General features: G+C 69.7%; 26 protein-coding genes. 16 read left to right on the forward strand and 10 right to left on the reverse strand.

Annotation, left to right across the window (positions count from 1 at the left end):
* Nucleotides 1–106: 106 nt before the first annotated feature.
* A complete protein-coding gene (locus J7E91_RS28880) occupies nt 107–307 on the reverse strand; it encodes a DUF397 domain-containing protein (RefSeq protein WP_214909595.1) in 201 nt (66 codons plus the stop codon).
* A 9-nt stretch (nt 308–316) separates the two neighbouring features.
* The gene (locus J7E91_RS28885; protein WP_214909597.1) at nt 317–1,198 is read right to left on the reverse strand and encodes a helix-turn-helix transcriptional regulator; all 882 of its coding nucleotides are present in this window, start codon (nt 1,196–1,198) and stop codon (nt 317–319) included.
* A gap of 249 nt (nt 1,199–1,447) precedes the next feature.
* Between J7E91_RS28885 and J7E91_RS28890 the strand changes: the two genes are divergently transcribed.
* Together J7E91_RS28890 and J7E91_RS28895 are read left to right on the forward strand one after the other, a co-directional pair.
* On the forward strand, nt 1,448–1,882 hold the full coding sequence (locus J7E91_RS28890) for an ATP-binding protein (RefSeq protein ID WP_214909598.1): 435 nt from the start codon (nt 1,448–1,450) through the stop codon (nt 1,880–1,882).
* Nucleotides 1,883–2,016: 134 nt separating this feature from the next.
* Nucleotides 2,017–2,658 (forward strand): Uma2 family endonuclease, encoded by a 642-nt coding sequence (locus J7E91_RS28895; protein WP_214909599.1) that lies wholly within the window; start codon nt 2,017–2,019, stop codon nt 2,656–2,658.
* Here J7E91_RS28895 and J7E91_RS28900 read toward each other — a convergent pair.
* Nucleotides 2,647–3,648, reverse strand: coding sequence for a LuxR C-terminal-related transcriptional regulator (locus J7E91_RS28900; RefSeq protein ID WP_214909600.1), 1,002 nt, complete (start codon nt 3,646–3,648; stop codon nt 2,647–2,649). The two genes, J7E91_RS28895 and J7E91_RS28900, sit on opposite strands and share 12 nt — an antisense overlap.
* Nucleotides 3,649–3,800: 152 nt before the next feature.
* Nucleotides 3,801–4,811, reverse strand: coding sequence for a helix-turn-helix transcriptional regulator (locus tag J7E91_RS28905; RefSeq protein ID WP_214909601.1), 1,011 nt, complete (start codon nt 4,809–4,811; stop codon nt 3,801–3,803).
* 322 nt (nt 4,812–5,133) lie between these two features.
* Between J7E91_RS28905 and J7E91_RS28910 the strand changes: the two genes are divergently transcribed.
* The gene (locus J7E91_RS28910; RefSeq protein WP_214909602.1) at nt 5,134–5,454 is read left to right on the forward strand and encodes a (2Fe-2S)-binding protein; all 321 of its coding nucleotides are present in this window, start codon (nt 5,134–5,136) and stop codon (nt 5,452–5,454) included.
* Between the two features lie 101 nt (nt 5,455–5,555).
* Here J7E91_RS28910 and J7E91_RS28915 read toward each other — a convergent pair whose 3' ends face one another.
* Nucleotides 5,556–5,978, reverse strand: a complete 423-nt coding sequence (locus J7E91_RS28915) for a pyridoxamine 5'-phosphate oxidase family protein (protein ID WP_214909604.1) — start codon at nt 5,976–5,978, stop codon at nt 5,556–5,558.
* Between the two features lie 114 nt (nt 5,979–6,092).
* On the opposite strand from J7E91_RS28915, the gene clpB reads away from it, so the two are divergent.
* Both clpB and J7E91_RS28925 read left to right on the forward strand, forming a co-directional pair.
* Nucleotides 6,093–8,717: an ATP-dependent chaperone ClpB gene (gene clpB, locus J7E91_RS28920; protein WP_214909606.1), complete on the forward strand. Its 2,625-nt coding sequence runs from the start codon at nt 6,093–6,095 to the stop codon at nt 8,715–8,717.
* A gap of 116 nt (nt 8,718–8,833) precedes the next feature.
* Nucleotides 8,834–9,364 carry a YbjN domain-containing protein gene (locus J7E91_RS28925; protein WP_214909607.1) on the forward strand — a complete coding sequence of 177 codons (531 nt, stop codon included), beginning with the start codon at nt 8,834–8,836 and terminating at the stop codon, nt 9,362–9,364.
* A gap of 10 nt (nt 9,365–9,374) precedes the next feature.
* On the opposite strand, the gene J7E91_RS28930 is transcribed toward J7E91_RS28925, so the two are convergent.
* Nucleotides 9,375–10,559: a hypothetical protein gene (locus J7E91_RS28930; RefSeq protein WP_214909608.1), complete on the reverse strand. Its 1,185-nt coding sequence runs from the start codon at nt 10,557–10,559 to the stop codon at nt 9,375–9,377.
* 344 nt (nt 10,560–10,903) lie between these two features.
* Here J7E91_RS28930 and J7E91_RS28935 point away from each other — a divergent pair, with 344 nt between their 5' ends.
* From J7E91_RS28935 to J7E91_RS28945, 3 genes are all read left to right on the forward strand, one after another.
* The gene (locus tag J7E91_RS28935) at nt 10,904–11,107 is read left to right on the forward strand and encodes a cold-shock protein (RefSeq protein WP_028810498.1); all 204 of its coding nucleotides are present in this window, start codon (nt 10,904–10,906) and stop codon (nt 11,105–11,107) included.
* Nucleotides 11,108–11,363: 256 nt separating this feature from the next.
* Entirely contained in the window at nt 11,364–12,875 is a 1,512-nt protein-coding gene (locus J7E91_RS28940) for a DEAD/DEAH box helicase (protein WP_214909609.1), read from the forward strand.
* A gap of 57 nt (nt 12,876–12,932) precedes the next feature.
* Nucleotides 12,933–13,241 (forward strand): SCO5918 family protein, encoded by a 309-nt coding sequence (locus J7E91_RS28945; RefSeq protein WP_214909610.1) that lies wholly within the window; start codon nt 12,933–12,935, stop codon nt 13,239–13,241.
* Nucleotides 13,242–13,351: 110 nt separating this feature from the next.
* On the opposite strand, the gene J7E91_RS28950 is transcribed toward J7E91_RS28945, so the two are convergent.
* Both J7E91_RS28950 and J7E91_RS28955 read right to left on the reverse strand, forming a co-directional pair.
* A complete protein-coding gene (locus tag J7E91_RS28950) occupies nt 13,352–13,711 on the reverse strand; it encodes a hypothetical protein (protein WP_214909612.1) in 360 nt (119 codons plus the stop codon).
* Nucleotides 13,712–14,210: 499 nt separating this feature from the next.
* Nucleotides 14,211–15,440 (reverse strand): pyridoxal phosphate-dependent aminotransferase, encoded by a 1,230-nt coding sequence (locus J7E91_RS28955; protein WP_214909613.1) that lies wholly within the window; start codon nt 15,438–15,440, stop codon nt 14,211–14,213.
* 128 nt (nt 15,441–15,568) lie between these two features.
* On the opposite strand from J7E91_RS28955, the gene J7E91_RS28960 reads away from it, so the two are divergent.
* The 7 genes from J7E91_RS28960 (at nt 15,569) to fbaA (ending at nt 21,976) form a co-directional block, all read left to right on the forward strand.
* Nucleotides 15,569–15,787 carry a hypothetical protein gene (locus J7E91_RS28960; RefSeq protein WP_214909614.1) on the forward strand — a complete coding sequence of 73 codons (219 nt, stop codon included), beginning with the start codon at nt 15,569–15,571 and terminating at the stop codon, nt 15,785–15,787.
* A 340-nt stretch (nt 15,788–16,127) separates the two neighbouring features.
* A complete protein-coding gene (locus J7E91_RS28965) occupies nt 16,128–16,664 on the forward strand; it encodes a DUF2617 family protein (protein WP_214909615.1) in 537 nt (178 codons plus the stop codon).
* Nucleotides 16,665–16,697: 33 nt separating this feature from the next.
* Nucleotides 16,698–18,320, forward strand: a complete 1,623-nt coding sequence (locus tag J7E91_RS28970; protein WP_214909616.1) for a polyamine aminopropyltransferase — start codon at nt 16,698–16,700, stop codon at nt 18,318–18,320.
* Nucleotides 18,321–18,397: 77 nt separating this feature from the next.
* Nucleotides 18,398–19,234: an SRPBCC family protein gene (locus J7E91_RS28975; protein WP_214909617.1), complete on the forward strand. Its 837-nt coding sequence runs from the start codon at nt 18,398–18,400 to the stop codon at nt 19,232–19,234.
* Between the two features lie 159 nt (nt 19,235–19,393).
* On the forward strand, nt 19,394–20,191 hold the full coding sequence (locus J7E91_RS28980; RefSeq protein ID WP_214909618.1) for an aldose 1-epimerase: 798 nt from the start codon (nt 19,394–19,396) through the stop codon (nt 20,189–20,191).
* A gap of 23 nt (nt 20,192–20,214) precedes the next feature.
* The gene (gene pyrE, locus J7E91_RS28985) at nt 20,215–20,754 is read left to right on the forward strand and encodes an orotate phosphoribosyltransferase (RefSeq protein ID WP_028810489.1); all 540 of its coding nucleotides are present in this window, start codon (nt 20,215–20,217) and stop codon (nt 20,752–20,754) included.
* A gap of 199 nt (nt 20,755–20,953) precedes the next feature.
* Nucleotides 20,954–21,976: a class II fructose-bisphosphate aldolase gene (gene fbaA, locus J7E91_RS28990; protein ID WP_214909620.1), complete on the forward strand. Its 1,023-nt coding sequence runs from the start codon at nt 20,954–20,956 to the stop codon at nt 21,974–21,976.
* Between the two features lie 71 nt (nt 21,977–22,047).
* Here fbaA and J7E91_RS28995 read toward each other — a convergent pair whose 3' ends face one another.
* A complete protein-coding gene (locus tag J7E91_RS28995) occupies nt 22,048–22,470 on the reverse strand; it encodes a nuclear transport factor 2 family protein (protein WP_251016415.1) in 423 nt (140 codons plus the stop codon).
* Between the two features lie 155 nt (nt 22,471–22,625).
* On the opposite strand from J7E91_RS28995, the gene J7E91_RS29000 reads away from it, so the two are divergent.
* Nucleotides 22,626–24,086, forward strand: coding sequence for an MFS transporter (locus J7E91_RS29000; protein ID WP_214909622.1), 1,461 nt, complete (start codon nt 22,626–22,628; stop codon nt 24,084–24,086).
* A 92-nt stretch (nt 24,087–24,178) separates the two neighbouring features.
* Here the strand turns inward: J7E91_RS29000 and J7E91_RS29005 are convergent, their stop codons facing one another.
* Nucleotides 24,179–24,598, reverse strand: coding sequence for a DUF3151 domain-containing protein (locus J7E91_RS29005; RefSeq protein WP_214909624.1), 420 nt, complete (start codon nt 24,596–24,598; stop codon nt 24,179–24,181).
* Between the last annotated feature and the right edge of the window lie 21 nt (nt 24,599–24,619).

The raw sequence follows: 24,619 nt of genomic DNA on the forward strand, positions 1-24,619 counted from the left end.
CACCAACAGCATCCGGCGGGGGATGCCGGGCCTTTCGCTGTTGGGCCTCGGGCCGGTTCAACAGGCCGGCCCCGGCGAGACGTGGTAATGCGGAAACCCGCTGGTTTCAGGCGGAGTTCGACCATCGCGCGGCCTGCTTCAACCCGCCGATGAGCGCGGCCAGGCGGTCGGGGCTGGTGCGGAGAACGACTTCCGGCTCGTCGCTTTCGCGGAGGTGGATGGTTCCGTCGGGCGCGGAAGCGATGTAGACACAGTTGCCCTCCGGGCCACCGCTGAACGACGACTTCTGCCAGTCGGGCGTGAACATTCGGGACTCCTACAGGGCGTAGAGCAGGTGCTGGATGAGGGCCAGCGAGTCCTTCGCGAAGTGGGACTCAGGCGTGGTTTGCGGATTGATGGGCGGCAACGCGTGTTCAGTCAGCTGCCCGAACAACGTTTCGTACCTGCTGAGCTGTTCCCGTTCTGACAAGTAAAGGGAGCCGGTTGGCTGTTCCAGTACGACGGTTCCCAGCTCAGGGACCACAGGTCTGGCGTGCAGGAAGTTGCCGGTGAATGCTGCGTACGCCTCGGCAGTGAACGGGAAGATCTGGATCGTGATAGTGGGGAGCTGGGCCAGCTCAATCAGGCGCAGCAGTTGCTGGCGCAGTGTCGCAGCTCCCCCGAAGCGCATGTGCAAGGCAGCTTCGTGGATCACGGCGTGCACGGATGGCGGGCTCTCACCGGTCAGGATGTGCTGCCGCTCCATCCGGAAGGCGAGAGCGTCATCGATGTTTTCGAAGCCCAGCTTCGGGCTCTTGAAGATGGCGCGGGCGTAGTCCTCGGTCTGGAAGAGGCCCGGGACGAACAACGACTCGTGAAAGCGCAACTCCGTGGCCGACGCCTCCAGTTCGGCGAGATTGTGCGCGCCAGGGCCGATGCGGTTCTTGTACGCGCTCCACCAGCCTTTGCCCGTTGCCTCGGACATCGCCACGAGAGCGTCTACGTAGGGCGAATCTTTGCATCCATATGCTCGACAAAGATCGCGCAGCCGCTCGGTGAGGATCGATGTCCGGGCCGTCTCGATCTGGCTCAGCTGAGCGCGTCCCATGCCGATGCGCTGGGCGGCCTCCCCGGCATTCAATCCAGCCTGCTCCCGCAGCCGCTTGAGCTCGAAGGCGAGTCGGTGTTGCCGTTCGCTGATGGTGGTGCGCAATCCCACGGGTCTCTCCTTACCAGGCCGCTCAAAGTCTGCCCACGTTAAGGGACTTGGTCCACCCAATCCGGTGACTGGGTTGAACAATAAAGACCTCAGGTTCTACTGTGAGTGTCGTGACCATCACGCTACGAGGTCACTGGTTCTGCCTGTGCGCACAAGCCGAAAGTGCACCCGTCCCCGCTCCCAGCCGGGCTCGGTCAACGCCATCGCGTTGCGCAGCCCACGCACCCGTACCGAAGGGGGACGACCCTGATGGACTGTGACCTGTCCGACCGGCAACCCGCGCACCGCGCGGTCCAACTCAGCCACTCGTACAGCTTGTTCGCACCCGCTGACGCCACCGCGCCAAAGGTGTGCCGGGACTTCGTCCGTTCCGTACTCCTCACGCTCGGGCACGGGCAGCTCGTCGCGGCTGCCTGCCTCTGCACCTCCGAGCTGGTGACCAACGTGCACCTGCACACCAAGGGCGAGGCCATGATGCGCCTCCTCGTCCGCCCGCTCCTCGTGCGTGTGAGCGTCTTCGACGAGAGCCCCGCGCTGCCGGTCCTGAGACCGCTCGGTCAGGTGGAGTGTTACGGGCGCGGCCTCACGCTCGTCGCGGAGACGGCCGACCGCTGGGGCGTCGCCGAGAACCGCGCCGGGCGGCACGCCAAGGGGGTCTGGTTCGAGCTGGCCGGCAGCCGGTGAAGCCCTCCGTCATCACCTGTTTGGGTGAGTCGGTCACTTTTCCTCAGGTGGGCGCCGAACGCCTGCCTACCTTGGCGGCGTCGGTTGTGCCCCGAGGACACCCGAGCCCACACTTGCAGAGGAGGTGCTGCACCATGACCGCTCTTGCACAGGAGAGGCCCGAGACCATGCCGGACACCAGGACTGAGTCCGTAACCGAGCTGGATGAGGTCCTGTGGCAGGCATGGAAGGCCATGGAGCTTCCCGAGGGCTACCACGCTGAGATCATTGAGGGAGCCATCGAGGTGTCGCCCACCGGTCGTTATTCGCACAGCCAGGTCGTCAATCTCCTCAGGGACGAGCTGGCGGAGTTTCTGAGGGGTGGCGACTTTGCGGCCCGGAACGACACGAACGTCATTCACGAGGGACGTGCGTGGGTACCTGACCTGTACATCGGACCCAGGGACGCCGAGCGGTACGTGACGGCCGACGGCCTGGGCATCGTGGCCGCCGCCGTGCGGCTCGTCGTCGAGGTCACCTCTCCCGGGAAGCGGAACCTGGACCGCGACCGCATCCGCAAGCGCCGCGAGTACGCCCGTGCCGGGATCCCCGTGTACGTGATCGTCGACGACTACGACAAGCACGGCACCGTGACCGTCCTGACCGGCCCCCTGCCGGAGAAGGCGGACTGGGAGGGCGAGCACCGTGTTCCGTACGGCACGGAGGTGACCGTCTCCGAAGGTCCGGCCAAGGGTTTCGTGATCACCGAGGCGATCACGGGTCCGTCACGAGCTTGATGGTGGGGGCGCGCAGACCTCGGCTTCCACGAGGCCGGACTGGACGAGGAGCGCGCCCAGGTGAGTGCGGCCCGAGGCGTTGAGGGCCTGCATGAGCTTGGCGATGTGGGAGCGGCAGGTCCGTACGCTGATGCCCATCTTGCGGGCCACCGTCTCGTCGGTGTTTCCCTCTACCAGGAGGCGCGCGATGCTGCGCTGCACGGCGGTGACGGGGGTGTTTGGGGACGCGACATGCAGGTATTCGGCGATGGGGGTGGCCTGCGCCCACAGCACCTCGTACACCTGGACGAGGTAGGTGAGCAGGGCGGGGTGTCGGATCTCCAGGGCGACGTCGCGGCGGAGGGTGGCCGGGATGAACGCGACCGCTCGGTCGACGATGACCAGGCGCTCGACGGTTTGTTCGGCGGTGCGGACCTGGAGCTTATCGGGGGTGAAATGCTCCAGGTACTCCTTGAGGCCCGGGCTGTAGCGTGCCGAATGCTGGTAGATGTGCCGGAGCCTCATCCCGCGCGCGGTGGCCGGCAGGCTGTGGCTCAGGGCCTGCCGCAGCGCCTCGGGTGGCCGGGTGCTGCCCGGCTGAACCGTCAGCATTTCCTCCGAACCGGCGTTGACGGCGTCGTCGATGGCACTGGCGATCAGCGGCAGTCCTTCGAGCACGGTGATGGCCAGGCTGGGATCCTCGCAGGCGACGGCCGTCAGAGGCGCCAAAGAGTCGGCCAGCGCGGTGGTGAGCCGTACGCGCTCGTGGATTTCCCGGGTGATGGGTTGCAGCAGGTGCGCGAGTGCAGCGGACGGCGGTGTGGGGCGCATCCAGAAAGCGTCCCGGGGGTCGGGGTGGAGCAGTGCCATGTCGATGAGGCAAGGGGCGGGTTCAAGATCGGCCCGTGCGATGCGTCCCTTGCGAAGTGCCTCGGTGTAGAGCCGGATCGCGGAGTCGCACAGCTCCCGGTCGCCATGCGAATGCGGCGAATTTTCCTCATCTCTGCCCATCTGGGCTCCCCCCGCTTTTTGCAGTGCAACAAGATGACGGTGGCGAAATCGTAGTCGGGCGAGCAGTGTTGACGGTGTCCGGGGGCGACACCCCCCGTGCCCAGTCCCGGTCGTGGCCGCCCCCTTTTTTGCGCCGCCACGACCGACCGGGGTCAGTGATCCTGATCCAGGATGCCGGACTGGGCGATGCGATAGCCGAGTTGGGCGCGGCTGCCGCTGCCGAGAGTGGCGGCGAGCTTGGCTATGTGCGCGCGGGCGGTTCGTACGTTCATACCGAGCCGGCGGGCGATGGCCTCGTCGACGTAACCCTCGACGAGCAGCTTGGCGATTGAGCGCTGAACGCCGGATACGCCATCGGGGGTGTGGGCGTACGAGACCTGCTCCTGCAGCGGGACGGCGCGTTGCCAGAATTGTTCGAAGACCCCGATGAGGTAGTGCACGAGGCCGGGATGGCGGAGCTCGAGTGCGACTTGCTGGTCGTCGCGGGCCGGGATGAAGGCGACTGTCTGGTCGCAGACGATCATCCGGTCGACCAGTTCTTCAAGTGTCCGGATCTCTACTTTGCCGTTGGCTATCCGGTCGACGTAGGCCATGGTGCCCTGGCTGTGCCGGACGGTGTGCTGGTACAGGGTGCGCATCCGGACGCCGCGGTCTATCAGCGGTCTGTCGCGTTCCAGGGCCTGGCTGAGGATGTGCTCGGTTCGCCGGCCTCCGGGCTGGATCGTCAGCACCTCGTTCTGGCACTCCGCGGTGGCGAGATTGAGCGCCGCGTTGATCCGGGAGGAACCTTCCAGCACAGTGATGGCGTGCGTGGGTGCCGGGTCCTGGGCGCTGATGGCCATGAACGGCTCAAAGGATTCGGTCAGTTCGACGGAATGACGTCTCCGGTCCTGAATTTCGCGTTCGAGGGGGTGTAGTCGCTGCGCCAGCGCGACGGAGGGCGGAACCGGGCGCAGCCAGTTCTCGTCGTCGGGATCCGGGTGCAGCAGGGCGAAGTCCAGCAGGCACGGGGCGGTGTGTACTTCGGTACGGGCGATGCGTCCCGCACTCAGAGCGCTGGCGTAAAGCTCCGCTCCGTCCTCGCAGAGCTCAGTGACGGCATGGGGATGTGCCGGTATTGACTCATTGATAGGCAAATCTCCACCCCCCAGGGTCCTGAACATGCAGGAACATGATGCATCGGTTCTGTGGCGTTGACGTGCCTGAATGAGCCATCGTCTTTGTGACGCGGGGGAGAGGAAACCTTCAAGTGAGGACGAAGCCGACAATGTACAAAATATTGCTTCGCTCGGCGCTTGCCGTTGCTTTCTCCGCTGCCGTGGGCCTCGGGGCCCTGGGGGGCAGTGGCTCGCCCGGGTCGGCGACGCTCGACACGGGCTGGGGCAGTTCGCAGCTGGCCGGCCCACCGGACACGGGTTGGGGCAACGTGCAGGCGGAAGGTCCGCCGGACACGGGCTGGGGCGCAACGCCGGCCAAGACAGACGCATGACTGTTCCACCGGACGACCGCACCTTCAGGCGTGAGATGGCCACCGCGTACCGCTCGGGATGGCACTTCATCGACCTGGTCACGGCCATTCCCCACCGTGGCGACTCGCTGATGGTCACGCTGTTCGGCGAGCCGATCCTGGTCGCGCGTGAAGAGGATGAGGACGTCCGTGCGTACCGGTGCCTTCGCAAGCCCCGGGGCGCCCCGCAACCCGTTCGCTGTGCCGTGCGTTACGGCATGGTCTTCGTCAATCTCGATCAGCGTGACCACCAGCTGATCGAACCAGAAACCAGCACCGCCACCCCCCGCAGCGCCTGAAGCGATTCCCCCGTCGTTCACAATCGCTCAGGCGCTCCCCCACACAGCGGCGTCATCGTGGACCTGAACACGATGGCGCCGCTGTGCTGCGTTCACGCTGTTCAGGCCGTGCTCGGGGCGCGGCCCATCGCGCGGTCCAGGGTGATCTCGATCAGGACGCGGTCCGGGTTCGGCGCCGGCGTGCGCTCGTACCGCTCGGCGTAGCGGCGTACCGCCTCCTCGATGAGGTCCGGTTCCGTACGGACGACCGCGCGCCCTTCGAGCGTCGCCCAGTGGCCGCCCTTCACCTGGCAGACGGCGACCCGTGCGCCCTCCTCGCCCGCGGCCAGCACGTTCGCCACCTTCGTGCTGGTCTTGTTGGTGATGACGCGGGCGAGCCCCGCCTCGGGGTCGTACGTGACGCCGACCGGCACGACGTGCGGTGAGCCGTCCGGGCGCAGGGTTGTCAGGGTGCACAGGTGGTACTCGCGCCAGAAGGCGAGGTAGTCCGGGCTGGGGTTCCGTACGTCGAGATCATTGGCCATGACGGCAGGGTAGTCGCTACCCTCTGCGCCTTGAGTGGAATAGACTCAACTTTACACATGCTGTGTATGTCATAGCTGCTGTCGTAGGTCGTAGCCGCGAGGAGGAGAGAGCCAGTGGACGCAGAGCTGACCAACAAGAGCCGGGACGCGATCCAGGCGGCGAGCAACCGCGCCGTCAAGGACGGACACGCGGACCTCACGCCCGCGCATCTGCTGCTGGCCCTGCTCGCGGGCGAGGACAACGCCAACATCATCGACCTGCTGGCCGCCGTCGAGGCCGACCAGGCGGCCGTACGCTCCGGAACCGAGCGGGTGCTCGCCGCGCTGCCCAGCGTGACGGGGTCCACCGTCGCCCCGCCCCAGCCCAACCGCGAACTGCTCGCGGTCATCGCCGACGCCTCCCAGCGGGCGAAGGAGCTGGGCGACGAGTACCTGTCGACGGAGCACCTGCTCATCGGTATCGCGGCCAAGGGCGGCAAGGCCGGGGACGTACTGTCCCACGAGGGCGCGAGCGCCGAGCGGCTGCTGGACACGTTCGAGAAGATCAGGGGAGGGCGCCGGGTGACCACACCGGATCCGGAGGGTCAGTACAAGGCCCTGGAGAAGTTCGGCACCGACTTCACGGCGGCCGCGCGCGAGGGCAAGCTCGACCCGGTCATCGGGCGGGACCAGGAGATCCGGCGCGTCGTGCAGGTCCTGTCGCGGCGTACCAAGAACAACCCCGTGCTCATCGGTGAGCCCGGCGTCGGCAAGACCGCCGTCGTGGAGGGACTGGCCCAGCGCATCGTCAAGGGCGACGTACCCGAGTCGCTGAAGAACAAGCGCCTGGTGTCGCTGGACCTCGGCGCGATGGTCGCCGGGGCCAAGTACCGCGGTGAGTTCGAGGAGCGGCTCAAGACCGTCCTCTCCGAGATCAAGGCGAGCGGCGGGCAGATCATCACCTTCATCGACGAGCTGCACACCGTCGTCGGGGCCGGCGCCGGCGGTGACTCCGCCATGGACGCCGGCAACATGCTCAAGCCGATGCTGGCCCGCGGCGAGCTGCGCATGGTCGGTGCGACGACGCTCGACGAGTACCGGGAGCGGATCGAGAAGGACCCCGCCCTGGAGCGCCGCTTCCAGCAGGTGCTGGTCGCCGAGCCGAGCGTCGAGGACACCATCGCGATCCTCCGTGGCCTCAAGGGGCGGTACGAGGCTCACCACAAGGTGCAGATCGCGGACTCCGCGCTGGTGGCGGCCGCGGCTCTCTCGGACCGGTACATCACCTCCCGGTTCCTGCCCGACAAGGCCATCGACCTCGTCGACGAGGCCGCGTCGCGGCTCCGCATGGAGATCGACTCCTCGCCCGTCGAGATCGACGAGCTCCAGCGCGCAGTCGACCGGCTGAAGATGGAGGAACTCGCGCTCAAGAACGAGTCCGACCCGGCGAGCAAGCAGCGGCTGGAGAAGCTCCGCCGCGACCTCGCCGACAAGGAGGAGGAGCTGCGCGGCCTCAACGCCCGCTGGGAGAAGGAGAAGCAGGGCCTCAACCGGGTCGGTGAGCTGAAGGAGAAGCTCGACGACCTGCGCGGCCAGGCCGAACGCGCCCAGCGCGACGGCGACTTCGACACCGCCTCCAAGCTGCTGTACGGCGAGATCCCCGGTCTGGAGCGCGAGCTGGAGGAGGCCGCCGCCGCCGAGGCGGAGGTCCGTACGGACACCATGGTCAAGGAGGAGGTCGGCCCCGACGACATCGCCGACGTCGTCGGCGCCTGGACCGGCATCCCCGCCGGACGCCTCCTGGAGGGCGAGACGCAGAAGCTGCTGCGCATGGAGGACGAGCTGGGCAAGCGGCTGATCGGCCAGCACGAGGCGGTGCGCGCCGTCTCGGACGCGGTACGCCGCACCCGCGCCGGCATCGCCGACCCGGACCGCCCCACCGGCTCCTTCCTCTTCCTCGGCCCGACCGGTGTCGGCAAGACCGAGCTGGCCAAGGCGCTCGCGGACTTCCTCTTCGACGACGAGCGGGCCATGGTCCGCATCGACATGAGCGAGTACAGCGAGAAGCACAGCGTCGCGCGGCTGGTCGGCGCTCCCCCCGGTTACGTCGGGTACGAGGAGGGCGGCCAGCTCACGGAGGCGGTCCGCCGCCGCCCGTACAGCGTCGTACTCCTCGACGAGGTCGAGAAGGCCCACCCCGAGGTCTTCGACATCCTGCTCCAGGTCCTCGACGACGGCCGGCTGACCGACGGGCAGGGGCGGACGGTCGACTTCCGCAACGCCATCCTCGTCCTGACGTCGAACCTCGGCAGCCAGTACCTGGTCGAGCCTTCCCCAAGCTCTCAACTTCGTTCGAGCAGGGAGATGCCCCATTCCAGCGAGGAAGTGAAGAAGGAGCAGGTCCTGGAGGTCGTACGGGCGTCCTTCAAGCCGGAGTTCCTCAACCGGCTCGACGACCTGGTCGTCTTCTCGGCCCTGTCCGGGGACGAGTTGGCGCACATCGCCGAGCTCCAGATCGGCCGCCTCGCCCAGCGCCTGGCCGACCGCCGGCTCACCCTCGACATCACTCCGGCGGCCCTGGCCTGGCTCGCGGACAAGGGCAACGACCCGGCCTACGGGGCCCGGCCGCTGCGCCGCCTCATCCAGACGGCGATCGGCGACCGGCTCGCGAAGGAGATCCTCGCGGGCGAGGTCACCGACGGCGACACGGTCCGGGTGGACCGTTCCGGTGACGGGCTGACGGTGGGCGCGGCACGGTGAGTGGCGCGGCGGCGGTTTCAGCGCAGGGCGAAGGACCGCCGCCCGCTTTCGCGACTAGGGTCGATGTCAGGCAGCCACGCGAAGACCTCATACGCGAGACCCCAGGAGTATTGAAAATGTCTATCGACCCGTCCTCGATCCCGAACTTCGGGGGCCAGCCCGAACCGCAGCCCGAAGGGCCCGCCGGCCCCGTCGTCCCCGACCAGGACCTCGTCAAGCAGCTGCTGGAGCAGATGGAGCTGAAGTACGTCGTCGACGACGAGGGCGACCTCGCCGCGCCGTGGGAGGAATTCCGTACGTACTTCATGTTCCGCGGCGAGGACGACCAGCAGGTCTTCTCGGTACGGACCTTCTACGACCGGCCGCACCAGATCGAGGAGAAGGTCCAGCTCCTCGAACTGATCGACGACTGGAACCGCCGCACGCTGTGGCCCAAGGTCTACAGCCACACCCACGACGACGGCACCGTCCGTCTCATCGGTGAGGCGCAGATGCTGATCGGCACCGGCGTCAGCCTGGAGCACTTCGTGTCGTCGACGGTCGGCTGGGTGCGCGCCTCGATCGAGTTCGACAAGTGGCTCGTCGAGCAGCTCGGCCTGGAGAAGGACGTCGACTCCGCCGACGGCGACGGCGACGGCGAGGCCTGAGCACCGCGCGTCACAACGGCACCGGGGCGATCGTCACCAGATACGTCCCGTAGCTCAGCGAGAGCCCGGCCAGGGCGGCGGTCACCACGATCGCGGCCCTCGGCCGGGCTTTCGTCATGGCGTGGGCGAGGGGCAGGAGGAGAGGGAAGGCGGGGAGGAGGAAGCGCGCCTTGGACTCGAAGAAGCCCGAGCCGCCGACCGTGATGAGGACGAGTACGCCCGTGTAGACGAGCAGGGGCAGCGGTGGGCGGTCCGGGGGCAGGAGCAGCAGTGCGAAGAGCACCAGCGCCGCCGCGACGATCACCAGCACCACCGGGAACGACAGCACCTCGGCTTCGAGGAGCAGGTGTTTCGTGAAGCGCAGGGCCCCGGCGCCGAAGTCGAAGCGCGAGCCCCAGCCGTCCTGGACGGCGAAGTACCCGCCCAGCGGATCGCCCTTCGCGATCCCGACCCACAGCACGAAGCCCGCCCAGCCGAGCGGGGCGACGGCCGCCCCCGCCCAGATCCGGCCGGGTATGTGGCCGCGGTGCTTCCACAGCTCGTACGCCGCTGCCGCCCCCACCGCCGCGGCGACCGCTATGCCGTTGGGCCTGGCCAGTCCGGCGAGCGCGGCGAGGGCGCCGGCCCAGAGCCACCGGCCGCTGAGGACGGCATACAGCGACCAGGCGGCGAAGGCGGTGAGCACCGGCTCGGTGTACGCCATGGTCAGAACGACCGAGTGCGGCAGCAGGCCCCAGAGGACGACGAGGGCGGTGGCGGTGCGGCGGCCGTACAGCCGGTCGGCTGTCAGGTGGATGCCGCAGGCGGCGGCCGCGGCGGCGGTCCAGGAGAGGAACAGGCCGGCCGCTGTGCCGGAGACGGGGACGACGGTGGTGACCGCTTTGATCAGGGCGGGGTAGAGCGGGAAGAACGCCAGGTCGCTCTGGACCGTGCCGTCGGGGTAGGTGAGGGTGCGGTGTCCGTAACCGTGGGTGGCTATGCCCGTGTACCACCGGGAGTCCCAGGAGTCACCGAGCCGCGCGAACGGATTCTCGCCGGCGTACCAGGAGCCCAGGGCCACCGCGAGCACGCCGGTCAGCCGGACGGCGGCGAACAGCCCGAGGGCGGGCGCCGCCCGGCGCAGCGCGCGGACCGCTCGGGGCGCGGGGGTGCGGGTGGGCCGGACGGCGGCCCCTTCTGCGGTGTCGGCGGACACGGGTGAGCACCTCCGGGGCGACGAGTCGGTCACCTTGACGATGGGCGGCCCCGCGAACGGCCGCTACCGCTGGTCGGCCGACCGGGCGGCCGGCATTACCGATTCGGGGTGAGCGAATATCTGTAGCCGCGAAGTAAGAAATTGAAGCAACGCGGGTCGAGGATATCTCGCACAACCGGCAGGGCGGAATTGTTGATGCCGCGGAGTCGATCCTGCCGTGCTACTGTCTATACAAGTTGCAGTTGTGGTTCGTACTGCCGGTAAATTTTCCGGGCGGGGCAATCATCGCGGCGACGCGGAGCCGCAAAGTGCGGACTCCGGGCACTGCCCCGAAGGAGATTGACATGGCATCTGGCACCGTGAAGTGGTTCAACGCGGAAAAGGGTTTCGGCTTCATCGAGCAGGACGGTGGCGGCGCTGACGTGTTCGCCCACTACTCGAACATCGCCGCCCAGGGCTTCCGCGAGCTGCTCGAAGGCCAGAAGGTGAACTTCGACATCGCGCAGGGCCAGAAGGGCCCGACGGCCGAGAACATCGTTCCCGCCTGACGCTCGCGCGTAGTCTGAGCTGGGGCCCGCACCTTGGGGTGCGGGCCCCAGCTCGTTGCATTTCTGGGCCATATTTCGTATGGCATTCAATCCCGTATCGCTGGGATTTTGAGCGACTGCGACTGACCCGCTGTTTCTTGTGTCGGTCGGGTTCGCTTTCGCTTTGGCTTTCATTTTGGTTCGTTCTTGCGATTCTCCCTGCTGGCCAACCGCTGCGGGAATTCCTTGATACGTGCCGCATCGAGGAAGGTTCCGTATGAACCGCACACGCACGAACGACCGCTTCCCCCACACCCGCTCGTCGGCCCCCGGCCGCTCCGGCGCACCGAGCCGCTCGGGCGGAGCGATCCGCTCCGGCGCACCGAGCCGCTCGGGTGGACAGAGCCGCTCGGGTGGTTACGGCCGCCGAGCCGGTGCGCCGCAGGGCGAGTTCGCACTGCCGAAGTCGATCACCCCCGCGCTGCCCGCCGTCGAGGCGTTCGCCGACCTCGACATGCCCGAGCAGCTGCTCGCCGCGCTCGGTGCCGAGGGCGTGACGGTGCCGTTCCCGATCCAGGGCGCGACCCTGCCGAACACCCTCGCCGGCCGTGACGTCCTGGGCCGCGGACGGACCGGCTCCGGCAAGACGCTGGCCTTCGGCCTGGCCCTGCTGGCCAGGACGGCCGGACAGCGCGCCGAGCCCCGCCAGCCGCTCGCCCTGATCCTCGTCCCCACCCGCGAGCTGGCGCAGCAGGTGACCGACGCCCTCACCCCGTACGCCCGCTCCGTCAAGCTGCGGCTGGCCACGGTCGTCGGCGGTATGTCGATCGGCCGCCAGGCCGGTGCGCTGCGCAGCGGCGCCGAGGTCGTCGTGGCGACGCCGGGCCGGCTCAAGGACCTCATCGACCGTGGCGACTGCCGGCTGAACCAGGTGGCCATCACGGTGCTGGACGAGGCCGACCAGATGGCCGACATGGGCTTCATGCCGCAGGTCACGGCCCTGCTCGACCAGGTCCGTCCGGAGGGGCAGCGGATGCTGTTCTCCGCCACCCTGGACCGCAACGTCGACCTGCTGGTCCGCCGCTACCTGACCGACCCCGTCGTGCACTCGGTCGACCCCTCCGCCGGTGCGGTCACGACGATGGAGCACCACGTCCTGCACGTCCAGGGCGCCGACAAGCACGCCGCCACCACCGAGATCGCCGCCCGCGACGGCCGCGTGATCATGTTCCTGGACACCAAGCACGCCGTCGACCGGCTGACCCAGGACCTGCTCAACAGCGGTGTACGGGCTGCCGCGCTGCACGGCGGCAAGTCGCAGCCGCAGCGCACCCGCACCCTGGCGCAGTTCAAGACCGGCCACGTCACCGTGCTCGTCGCCACGAACGTGGCCGCCCGCGGCATCCATGTCGACAACCTCGACCTCGTCGTCAACGTGGACCCGCCGACCGACCACAAGGACTACCTGCACCGCGGTGGCCGTACGGCCCGTGCGGGCGAGTCCGGCAGCGTCGTCACCCTGGTCACCCCGAATCAGCGCCGCGACATGGTCCGCCTCATGTCGGATGCCGGGATCCGCCCGCAGGTCACCCAGGTGCGCTCGGGCGAGGCCGAACTGAACCGCATCACCGGCGCGCAGTCCCCCTCCGGTGTTCCGGTCATCATCACGGCTCCGGTGTCCGAGCGCCCCAAGCGCGGCGCCTCCTCCGCCCGCTCGCGGCGCAGCCGCCCCGCGCAGGCACCGCGCCGCACCGCCCAGCGGCAGCCGGCCTTCGACGCCGCAGCCTAGAACCGCCTCGCCCGGCCGGACCGTTCTCCCCCAACCCTTAAACCCCTGTGAGGCATCATGCGCTGTGTCATCGCCCGCTTCCCGTTCGAGCTGACGAAGAGTGGCGTTCTGGAGTCGATGAAGGGCGTCAAGCCCGAACCGATCACCGGCGAGTCCGTGATCATCGGCCGCCGCCACTACCCCGTCAAGCAGGCGGGGGAGGTCATCACCCGTCAGGACCGCCGTGATTTCAGTGCGGGCGAAGTCCTGCGGGCCATGGCACTTCTCGGCTTCACCTGCCGCACGCTCGCCCCGGCCGCACCCATGCCCGTCCTCAGCCCGCTCCAGCAGGCCTCCCGGATGCTCGGCACTCCTGTGGCCGTCTGACCGGCGGCAGGCGTACGCCGTCACCTGGACAGCAGTGAGGGCCTGACCGGCGCGCGCCGGTCAGGCCCTCACTGCGTCTCTCTCGTCCGGCACGCGTCGTAGCGGTCGGCTCAGTGGTCGGAGTAGCTGAAGTCGCCCATGGTCCAGGCGCTGACGTCCTGGATCGAGACGCGGTACATCCCGCCCGTCTCCGGGATCCCCACCGTGCCCTGCAGGATCCGGGCGACGTGGAAGTGCAGATGAGTGGGCGGCCCGTCCTTCCGGGCGGAGGCGGTGAAGATGCCGGAGAACTCGCTCAGGCTCTTCGAATCCGTCAGGACCTCCGACACCCGCTGCCGCCACACGGCTTCGGGAGCCAGTCGACCGGTGATGACGGTGCCACCGGTGACCACGGTCAGGGACATCTGATTGCTTTGCCCGGACTCCACCATGGCGGCGACGTCAACGAGCAGCTCGTCAGGCTTCGACATGAGAGCCAATTCTATGCACCGGGCCCGCCGGGCCGGCGTCGGCGGTCTCCGCGGTCGCCAAAGCCTCGTTGGTGCGGCGCGTCGAGGGACCCTGGTGCCGTTCGGCACCAGGGTCCCGGGGGATCAACACCATCTGCCAGCTCCTGCTGGAACTGCGGGACTGCTCGCGACCCCTTTGAGCCGCCGGCCCGGCAATCAGTGACAGTGCCCTTACGTGCGTCCGGCCCTGTCACTCCACCGCCGTGCCACAATCCGCCCCTTGAGGGCCGTCCGGCCCGGCAGTCAACCTCAGGACCCCGCATCCATCCGGCCCTGACATTCCACTGCCGTGCCACAACTCGCTCGAACCTGCATGCGCGGCAGTTCGTCTCTGCCGCGCCTCACTTGCTGTCTTGGCTACGAGCAAAACCCTACCCCACCGAACGGCAATGTCTACTACCGTCACGACAGATTTCTTTCTGGCTGCCCGGAATCCGGGATTCTGTCGCCCCCGCGCCCGTCAGGGCGCCAGTCGCCGGAGGCGGGTCACCGCCTCGTCCAGAACGTCCTTCTGCTTGCAGAAGGCGAAGCGGACGAACGGGGCGCCCTGCTCCCGGTGGTCGTAGAAGACCGCGTTGGGGACCGCGACCACCCCGCACCGCTCCGGCAGCGCGCGGCAGAAGGCGAAGCCGTCGGTCTCGCCCAGCGGGCGGATGTCCGTGGTGACGAAGTACGTGCCCGCCGGGCGGTAGACCTCGAAGCCCGCGTCGGCGAGCCCGGCCGACAACAGGTCGCGCTTGGCCCGCAGGTCGTCCCGGAGGGCGGTGAAGTACGTCTCGGGCAGACGCAGTGCCTCGGCGACGGCGTACTGGAAGGGACCGGCCGACACGTAGGTCAGGAACTGCTTCGCACTGCGGACGGCCGTCACCAGGGCGGGGGACGCCGTGATCCAGCCGACCTTCCAGCCGGTGAAGGAGTACGTCTTGCCCGCGGAGGAGATGGTGATCGTGCGTTCCCGCATGCCGGGGAAGGACGCGAGCGGGATGTGTTCGCCGTCGAACACCAGGTGCTCGTACACCTCGTCGGTGATGACGAGCAGGTCGCGCTCGACCGCCAGTGCGGCGACGGCCGCGAGTTCCTCGCGGGTCAGGACGGTGCCGGTGGGGTTGTGCGGGGTGTTGAGGAGGATGAGGCGGGTGCGCGGAGTGACGGCGGCGCGCAGCTCGTCGAGGTCGAGTACGTAGCGGCCCTGGTGGGGGCGCAGGGTCACCGGGATGCGCGTGCCGCCCGCCATCGCGATGCAGGCGGCGTACGAGTCGTAGTACGGCTCCAGGGCGACGACCTCGTCGCCGGGCTCCAGCAGGGCGAGCAGGGACGCGGCGATGGCCTCGGTGGCGCCGGCGGTGACGAGGACCTCGGTGTCGGGGTCGAAGGACAGGCCGTAGCGGCGCTGCTGGTGGTCGGCGATCGCGGTGCGCAGTTCGGGGACGCCGGGGCCGGGCGGGTACTGGTTGCCGCGGCCGTCGCGCAGGGCGCGGACCGCGGCTTCCCTGACCTCCTCGGGGCCGTCGGTGTCGGGAAAGCCCTGGCCCAGGTTGATGGCGCCGGTTTTCAGGGCCAGCGCCGACATCTCCGCGAAGATCGTCGTACCGAACTCCGCCAGCCTGCGGTTGAGGAGGGGGCGGGGGAGGGGGCGGACGCGAGGACCGTCGTCCTGGCCGCGTGCGTCGTGGTCTGCCGGCGTCGTCATGGCGGCCATCCTGGGCCGAACCTCTGGAGTTGCTCAAGTCTGCTTTGGCTTTCGGACGCCACGGGCATCCCCCAGTCACGTAAGAAGCGAGCACCTCGCTTCGGGGGACCGGAAGGGCGGTGAGGGCCGTGGGAATCATGGAAATCGGCCTTGTGGTGCTGGTGGTGCTGGTGATCGTGGGGCTCGCGTCGGTCGGGGGGAAGCGTGGCGGCCGGCGCTCCCGCAGGAGCGGGGGCAGCTGGTGGGAGGGCAGTCACCGCAGCGGGTCGTCGTGTGGTGGCGGTTGGTCCTGCGGCGGTGGCGGCGGCGGTGGCGGCGGTTGTGGTGGAGGCGGCGGAGGCGACTGACACGGGGCAGTCGGTCCGCTTGCGCGCGGCCCTCGCAGGGCGCGCGCCGGCACCACATCAGCACCATTCCGAACGTCAGGCCCGTGCGCCCGGCGGGTTAACTCCCGCCGGGCGCTTTGTCGTTGAACAGTTGAACCGTTCAGCCCCCGAGGGGATGGAAACCACTGCAAGTTGGGTAAAAACGCTGTGAGTACAGCGCAGTTCATGATTCCCTCGCAGTCGAGAACTTCAGCCCTCGGCCCTCATGTGGACCCGAGCAGGCGGTCCCCGAACCTCCTCGACCTCGTCTTCCGGGTGACGCCGGTCCACCCTTCCGAACGCCTGTCTGCGGAGCCCACTCATGCTCACGACTCTCAAGACTGCCTACACCGACACGCGCGCCGCCGATCTGGCCTGGGCGCTGGGGCGCGAGCCGCTTCCGGCCCTGGCCGTGCTCGATCTCCGACTCGACGGCGTGCTGCTCCAGTTGAGGCTCCTCGGCGCCTCCCACCAAGTACTCCTGGAGGACGACGAAGGGTCCTGCTCCGAGACGGTCGCCTGCATGCCGGGCAGCAGTACGCCGCTGCCGCTGGGCGTGGCCAAGCGGCTCGGGGAATGGGAGTACGAGTTCGCCGCGCGCGTCGAGACCCTCACGCGGGGCCAGTTCGCGGGGCGCGCGCAGGAGCTGCTGGCGCTGGTCGCCGACCATCCCAACAGCCTCGCGGGAACGTTTCCCGGCAGCCCGCACGCGTTCACGGCGATGCTGGCACAGCGGTACGAGGGGCAGGTGAGATGGCGTACCTGGCACGCGTACCCACAGGAGGGGCAGTTGGTCGTGACGCGGTCACGTGTTGGCGTGCGTATGCCTGTTTCGCTGGAGTCCCCCCCCTGTGGGTGACGGGTGGTCAGCCCTTTGTGACGTAGCGTTCCCATGGTGATCGATTCGCCTGTGTCACTGTCGGATCCGGAAGCTCCGGCGGCCCTGCCTGTGCCGCCGCGGACCGGCCGGTTCCTGGTGCTCGGCGTGGTGTTCGTCTGTGCCGCCTGCGGACTCGTGTACGAGCTGGAACTGGTCGCCCTCGCCTCGTACTTGATCGGCGACTCGGTCACCCAGGCGTCCGTCGTGCTCTCGGTGATGGTCTTCGCGATGGGACTCGGCTCGCTGCTCGCCAAGCGGCTGCGGTGCCGCGCGGCCGTGGGCTTCGGTCTGCTGGAGGCGGCGCTGGCGCTGTGCGGCGGCACCTCGGCGCTGATGCTGTACGCGACGTTCGCCTGGCTCGGCGGGGCGCGGTACGCGCTGGTCGGCTTCTCGCTGGCGATCGGCGTGCTCATCGGCGCCGAGATTCCGCTGCTGATGACGCTGATCCAGCGCGTGTCCCGGCGCGGGGAGCGCCGTGACACGAGCGGCGACGTGGCGGACCTCTTCGCCGCGGATTACGTCGGGGCGCTGGTAGGCGGTCTGGCCTTCCCGTTCATCCTGCTGCCGCTGCTCGGGCAGCTGACGGGTGCGCTGGTCACAGGCGCCGTAAACGTGGTGGCGGGCGGGGCGCTGGTGCTGTGGCTCTTCCGGCACGAGCTGACGCGCCGTGAGCGCCGGCTGCTGGTCGTGGCGAACGTGGTGGTGCTGGCGCTGCTCGCCACCGCGACCGCCCTGGTCGGCGACTTCGAGCGGGCGGCGCGGCGGGCGGTGTACGGGGAGCGGGTGCGGGTCGCCGTACAGACGGACCTGCAGGAGATCGTCGTCACCGGCGCCCCCGGCGGGCCGCTCGACCTCTTCCTCGACGGGCGGCTGCGGGTCGGCGGCCGCGACGAGCACCGGTACCACGAGGCGCTGGTGCACCCCGCGATGCGCGGGCGCCACGCACGCGTGGTGATCCTGGGCGGCGGCGACGGGCTCGCGGCGCGGGAGGTGCTGCGCTACCCGGGCGTGGAGTCGGTCACGGTGGTCGAGCTGGACCCGGCCGTCGTCGAGCTGGCCCGTAAGGACCCGGCCCTGTCGGCGCTGAACGGCGGCGCGCACCAGGACCCCCGGCTGCGGGTCGACACCGCCGACGCGTTCACCTGGCTGCGGGAGGAGGGGCCGCGCCGGCCGCCGTACGACGTGGTGATCTGCGATCTGCCCGACCCCGGCATCACCCCGAGCACGAAGCTGTACTCGCAGGAGTTCTACGGGCTGGCGTCGCGCGTCCTCGCGGGCGGCGGGCGCGTGGTCGTCCACGCGGGGCCGCTGGCGACCCGGCCGAAGGCCTACTGGACGGTCGACGCGACGCTGCGGGCGGCGGGCCTGCGGACGCGTCCGTACCGTGCGACCGGCCGGCTCTCCGGGTTCACCGGGGGACCGGACCGTTCCTCGGGTACGGCGGTGGCCCCGCACGACTGGGGCTTCGTCCTCGCCGCGCGGGACACGCGCCCCGGCCTCGGCCTGGCCCCCGACGCCCCCCGGCTGCGGTCGCTCACGCCGGCGGTCCTGCGGTCGGCGGAGCGGTCGGCGCTCGGCGCGCGGGTGCGGGGGCTGGAGCCTTCCACGCTGGTGCATCCGCGCTACACGTACTGAAGTACGGTCCGGATCCGTGTGCGGTTTCCTCGCCGAGTCGGGTACATGGGGGGCGTGCGTGAGTAGGCTCGGTTCCCATGGAGCATGAGGTGTTCGTTCCGGTTCCGGCTGAGACCCTCCGACAGGCGCTGGGGGACCCCGCCCGGGTGGCGCGTTGCGTCCCGGGGCTCCAGCAGGATGCCGACGAGGCGTCCGGCCCGCTCGCGGGGCGGCTGAAGGTCCGCATCGACGGCCACACGATCACGTATCGGGGAACGCTGTGTGTCACCGGGCAGCCGGACGGCAGCTTCGCCGTCGAGGGCGAGGGCACGGAGGCGCGCGGCACGGGCTCGGTCAAGCTGGCGCTGACGGCACGCCTGACGGAGGCCGACGGCGGTACGACGGTGACGTACGCGGGGACGGCGAGCGGCGAGGGCCGCATCACGGAGCTCGACCCGCCGGCGACGCTGTCCGCGTCCCAGCGGCTGCTGGACCGTTTCACCGCCCGGTTGGCGGATGCGCCGGCCGGTGGTGGTGCGCGGGGTGCGGAGGACGGTGCGGCGGAGGGCGGCGCGGGTGAGTCGCGGGCGTCGGTGTTCGAGACGGAGGTGCCTCCGCCGTCGCTGGACCCGCTGGCCGACGTACCGGACGTGCCGGATGTACCCGACGTACCGGAGGCGGCCGACCTGTCGGAGGACATGCCAGGGGTGCCCTCCCCGGCCGAGCCCCCGGCCGAGGCGGCTCACGCGCGGCGCACGATGATCGGCCGCAGCGCGGAGGAGGTCGACCACGCGCCGCCGCGCGGGCGTTACGCGCCGGTCCCCGCCCCGCAGTCGACGTCGACGACCGACACCCTGCGCTGGATCGCCCCGGCGGCCGCGCTGGCGCTGGCGTCGGCGGTGGTGGTGGGCCGGGTGCTGCGACGCAGGCGCTGAGCTTTCCCCTACCCGCCCCTTCCCACAACTGGGGCTCCGCCCCAGACCCCGGTCCTCAAACGCCGGACGGGCTGGATGGTTGCCGCAGGGCGGCCGGGATGCTTGCCGCTTGGACGTTGCGCGCGCCCCAGCCGGTCGGCAGCCCATAGGGTCGGCAGGATGAGCACCCATGAGACGCGTCTGGCGGCGGGCGACGCCGAGCTGACCATCGCCCAGGACAACGGCTGCCGTATCGCGGGCCTGCGCATCGGCGGCACCGAGCTGTTGCGCCAGGGGGAGCGCTACGGCTGCTTCCCGATGGTGCCGTGGTGCGGCCGCCTCAACCACGGCAGGTTCCTCAACGGCGCGACCACGCACCAGCTGCCGCTCAACTCCCCGCCCCACGCCATCCACGGCACCGGCCGCGACGCCGCCTGGCACACCGCGCGGGCCGAGAAGAGCGAGGCCGCGTTCACGTACGACCTGGCCGACCCGTGGCCTTACCAGGGCAGGGTCACGCAGGCGTTCGGGCTGGCCGAGGACTCCCTCACGCTGACGATGGGGATCGAGACGTACGGCGACTCCTTCCCGGCGCAGGCCGGCTGGCACCCCTGGTTCCTCCGCAACCTCGGCGGCGGGGAAGGTGAGGACGTGCGGATCGATTTCACCCCCGCCTGGCAGGAGGAGCGCGGTGACGACCACCTCCCCACCGGGCAGCGGATCGCTCCGCGCCCCGGCCCCTGGGACGACTGCTTCGGGATGCCCGACGGCGTGGACGTCACACTCACCTGGCCGGGGCAGCTGGAGCTGAAGGTGACGAGCCGCGCCGAGTGGGTGGTCGTGTACGACGAGCAGCCCGAAGCGGTGTGTGTGGAGCCGCAGTCGGGGCCGCCGAACGGGCTCAACACGATGCCGCGGTTCGTGACGCCCATCGAGCCGCTGGAGATCGAGACCATCTGGACCTGGCGGCGACTGTGAGGCGGCGGCTTTAAGCTCATGGCATGACTGACGTACGTGGTGAGCTGCTCCAGCAGATCAAGGACAAGGCCGTGGTGCACGGCAAGGTGACCCTGTCTTCGGGGATCGAGGCCGACTGGTACATCGACCTGCGCCGGATCACGCTGGACGGTGAGGCCGCGCCGATGGTGGGCCAGGTGATGCTCGACGCCACCGCCGAGCTCGACTACGACTGTGTGGGCGGGCTGACCCTGGGCGCCGACCCGGTGGCCACCTCGATGCTGCATGCCTCCGCCGCGCGCGGGCAGCGGCTCGACGCGTTCGTCGTGCGCAAGGCGGGCAAGGCGCACGGCATGCAGCGCCGGATCGAGGGCACGGACGTCAAGGGCCGCCGCTGCCTGGTCGTCGAGGACGTCTCGACGACGGGTGGCTCGCCGCTGACCGCTGTCGAGGCCGTCCGCGAGGCGGGCGGCGAGGTCGTCGGTGTCGCGGTGATCGTGGAGCGGGGCGCGGCCCCGAAGATCGCGGAGGCTGGCCTTCCGTACATCAACGCCTACTCGCTGGAGGAGCTCGGCCTCGCCTAGTGCGAGTGGCCACCCGGCCTGACGTGTGCTTTTCGTCAAGGGCGGACTGTTTCACGTGAAACAGTCCGCCCTTCGCGCACCTGCGGGCAGTGCGCCCTGTGGAGTCCCGGCGAGAGTCTGGAAAGATAGGGGCGACGATGACGTCGCCCCCAGGTCAGGGCCCAGCACCACACACCCGCACGTCATAAGGAGCGGACAGATGCCCATCGCAACCCCCGAGGTCTACAACGAGATGCTCGACCGGGCGAAGGCAGGCAAGTTCGCCTACCCGGCCATCAACGTGACCTCGACCCAGACCTTGCACGCGGCGCTGCGCGGTTTCGCGGAGGCCGAGAGCGACGGCATCATCCAGATCTCCACCGGCGGCGCCGAGTTCCTGGGCGGCCAGTACTCCAAGGACATGGTGACCGGCGCCGTCGCGCTGGCCGAGTTCGCGCACATCGTTGCCGAGAAGTACCCGGTAACCATCGCGCTGCACACGGACCACTGCCCCAAGGACAAGCTGGACACGTACGTACGTCCGCTGATCGACGTATCCGCCGAGCGCGTCGCCAAGGGCCAGAACCCTCTCTTCCAGTCCCACATGTGGGACGGCTCCGCCGAGACCCTCGCCGACAACCTGGCCATCGGTCAGGAGCTGCTCGCGAAGGCCGCCGCCGCGAAGATCATCCTTGAGGTCGAGATCACCCCGACCGGTGGCGAGGAGGACGGCGTCTCGCACGAGATCAACGACGAGCTCTACACCACCGTCGACGACGCGCTGCGCACCGCCGAGGCGCTCGGCCTGGGTGAGAAGGGCCGCTACCTGCTGGCCGCCTCGTTCGGCAACGTGCACGGCGTCTACAAGCCGGGCAACGTCGTCCTGCGCCCCGAGCTGCTCAAAAACCTCCAGGCGGGCGTCGCCGAGAAGTACGGCAAGGTGTCCCCGTTCGACTTCGTCTTCCACGGCGGCTCGGGCTCCACGGCCGAGGAGATCGCCACCGCGCTGGAGAACGGCGTCGTGAAGATGAACCTCGACACCGACACCCAGTACGCCTTCACCCGCCCGGTCGCGGACCACATGTTCCGCAACTACGACGGTGTCCTGAAGGTCGACGGCGAGGTCGGCTCGAAGAAGACGTACGACCCGCGCACCTGGGGCAAGCTGGCCGAGGCGTCGATGGCCAAGCGTGTCACCGAGGCCTGCGCGAACCTGCGCTCCACGGGCACCAAGCTGAAGTAAGCGGGAACCGCACGGCAGGGCCCGGCACCGGATTCGCGGATCATCGCGGATTCGGTGCCGGGCCCCGCGCGTCAGCACCGGTTCAGCTCGTGCGTGCCGCCGCCACGGGCAGGTGCTGGTTGCCGTCCGCCCAGACCGTAGTCCTCACCACCGAGCTGATCCGCACAGCCGTGCCCGGCCGTGCGGACCAGGCCGAAGCGGTACGTGCCGCCCAGCGTCCACAGCGGCGAGCCGTGCGGGGTGGCCAGCCGGTGGGTGGCCTGGAACGCGGCCGTGCAGACGGCGGTGTCGCCTTCGATGTCCACCAGGTGGTTGGTGATGAGGTGCTGGGTGGCGTCGTAACCGCCCAGCGCGCTCGTCCAGGCGGCGACGATCTCCGCAGGGGTGAGTTCGGCCGGCTCTCCTCCGGCCAGGCTGGTGTAGTCGAGGGTGACCTTCTCGGCGAAGACCCCGGCCAGCCGTTCCCCCTCGCGCTGGTCGGCGTGGAACGCCATACGGGTGCAGGTCTCGATGACCGCCAGGCGGTCTTCCGCAGTGCGGCGGGCCGCGGACGAGTTCGGCAGCGGGAGCAGGGCGAGCTCGCCTATCTCCTGGCGAAGTCGGGCCTTCTCGAGTAGCCCGGCGGGGCGCGAGCCGGGAGGATGCCCGCATGGACGTCCGGCTGTCCTCGGCCCAGGGCCGGTGGGTGATGCTCACCACCGTGCTCGGGTCCGCCATGGCGATGGTGGACGCCACCGTCGTCAACGTCGCCCTGCCCCGCGTCGGCGAGGATCTGGACGCCGATCTGGCAGCCCTCCAGTGGACCGTCAACGCCTACATGCTCACCCTGGCCGGGCTGATCCTGCTGGGCGGCGCGCTCGGGGACCGGTTCGGGCGGCGGAAGGTCTTCGTCGTCGGCGTGGTGTGGTTCGCGGCGGCCTCGCTGCTGTGCGGGCTGGCGCCGAACGCCGGGATCCTGATCGCCGCACGCGCCCTCCAGGGCGTCGGCGGTGCCCTCCTGACGCCCGGCTCCCTGGCGCTCATCCAGGCCTCGTTCCACCCCGACGACCGGGCGAGGGCGGTGGGGGTGTGGTCCGGGCTCGGCGGGGTCGGCGCGGCCGTCGGGCCCTTCCTGGGCGGCTGGCTGGTGGACGGGCCCGGCTGGCGCTGGGTGTTCCTGCTGAATGTGCCGCTGGCCCTGGTCTGTGTCCCGGTCGCGCTCAGGCACGTACCGGAGTCGCGGGATCCGCAGGCGCGCGGCCGCTTCGACGTGCTCGGCGCGGGGCTCGCGGCGCTGGCTCTGGGGCTCGTGACGTACGCGCTGATCGAGGCACCCGACCAGGGGCCGTCGGCCGTGGTGGCCGGCTGCGGGGCCGCGGGTGTCGTGCTGGGGGCGGTCTTCGTGTACGTCGAGAAGCGGCGGCCGGATCCGATGATGCCGCTCACGCTGTTCGCGTCGCGGCAGTTCACGGCGATCAACGCGGTGACGCTGTGCGTGTACGCCGCGTTCAGCGGCTTCTTCTTCCTGACCGCTCTGCAGTTGCAGGTCGTGGTGGGTTACTCCGCTCTCCAGGCCGGTACGGCGCTGCTTCCCACGACGGTCCTGATGCTCTTCCTGTCCGCGAAGTCCGGCGAACTGGCCCAGTGCATCGGGCCGCGCATCCCGCTCACGGTGGGTCCACTGCTGTGCGCGGGCGGGACGCTGCTGATGCTGCGCGTGGGCGAGGGATCGTCGTACGCCGCCGATGTGCTGCCCGCGATGCTGGTGATGGGCGCGGGCATGGTGACGCTCGTCGCGCCGCTCACCGCGACGGTGCTCGCTTCCGTGGCCACGGCGAGGGCGGGCCTGGCGAGCGGCATCAACAACGCCGCCGCGCGTGCGGCGGGCCTGGTCGCGGTGGCGGCGCTGCCGCTGCTGGCGGGGATGGGCCCGGAGGCGTACCGGTCGGCGGCGGAGTTCGGGGAGACGTTCCGGCGGGCGATGCCTCTGTGTGCGGGGGCGCTGGTGGTGGGGGCGGTGATCGCGTGGGGGACGGTACGTGGCCCACGGGCCGGGGCCTGTGTCCCGCAGTCCCGTGTCAATTGCCCGCTGACGGCGCCGCCGCTGGAGGAGCCGGCGGGGGAGGGGTAGCTACATGTGGTCGTGTGCTTCATGCCGCCGCCGCTGCTGCTGCTGCTTCAGCAGCGGCGGCATGGTTGTTCATGCAGGGATACTGCTGACGGCTAGCGCGCCAGCTCGGTGTACGCCTCCGCGCTGCTGTCCTTGAGGAACTGCCAGCACCGCTCCTTCTCCTCCGTCTCGCCGATCGCGTCGGCGGCGCGGGCGAGGGCGGCCAGGCAGCGCAGGAACCCGCGATTGGGGCGGTGGCTCCAGGGGATGGGGCCGTGCCCCTTCCAGCCGGAACGGCGAAGGGCATCGAGCCCGCGGTGGTAACCGGTGCGGGCATACGCGTAGGACTCGACCACACGCCCCCCTTCGAAGGCGTCGTCAGCGAGCATCGCCCAGGCGAGCACGAACGTGGGGTGCTTCGCCACGACCTCAGCCGGCGGCCGGGACTCCTCGCCCAGCAGGCGGTACGCCTCTTCGTTCTCCGGCAGATGCGTCGGCTCCGGACCGGAGAGCAGATTCTTGTGAGTCGTCATGAACGCAGTCTGCCACTCGCG

Origin of the sequence: Streptomyces sp. ISL-99 (genome assembly GCF_018614005.1) — a bacterium.
GTDB classification, from domain to species: Bacteria; Actinomycetota; Actinomycetes; order Streptomycetales; family Streptomycetaceae; genus Streptomyces; species Streptomyces flavidovirens.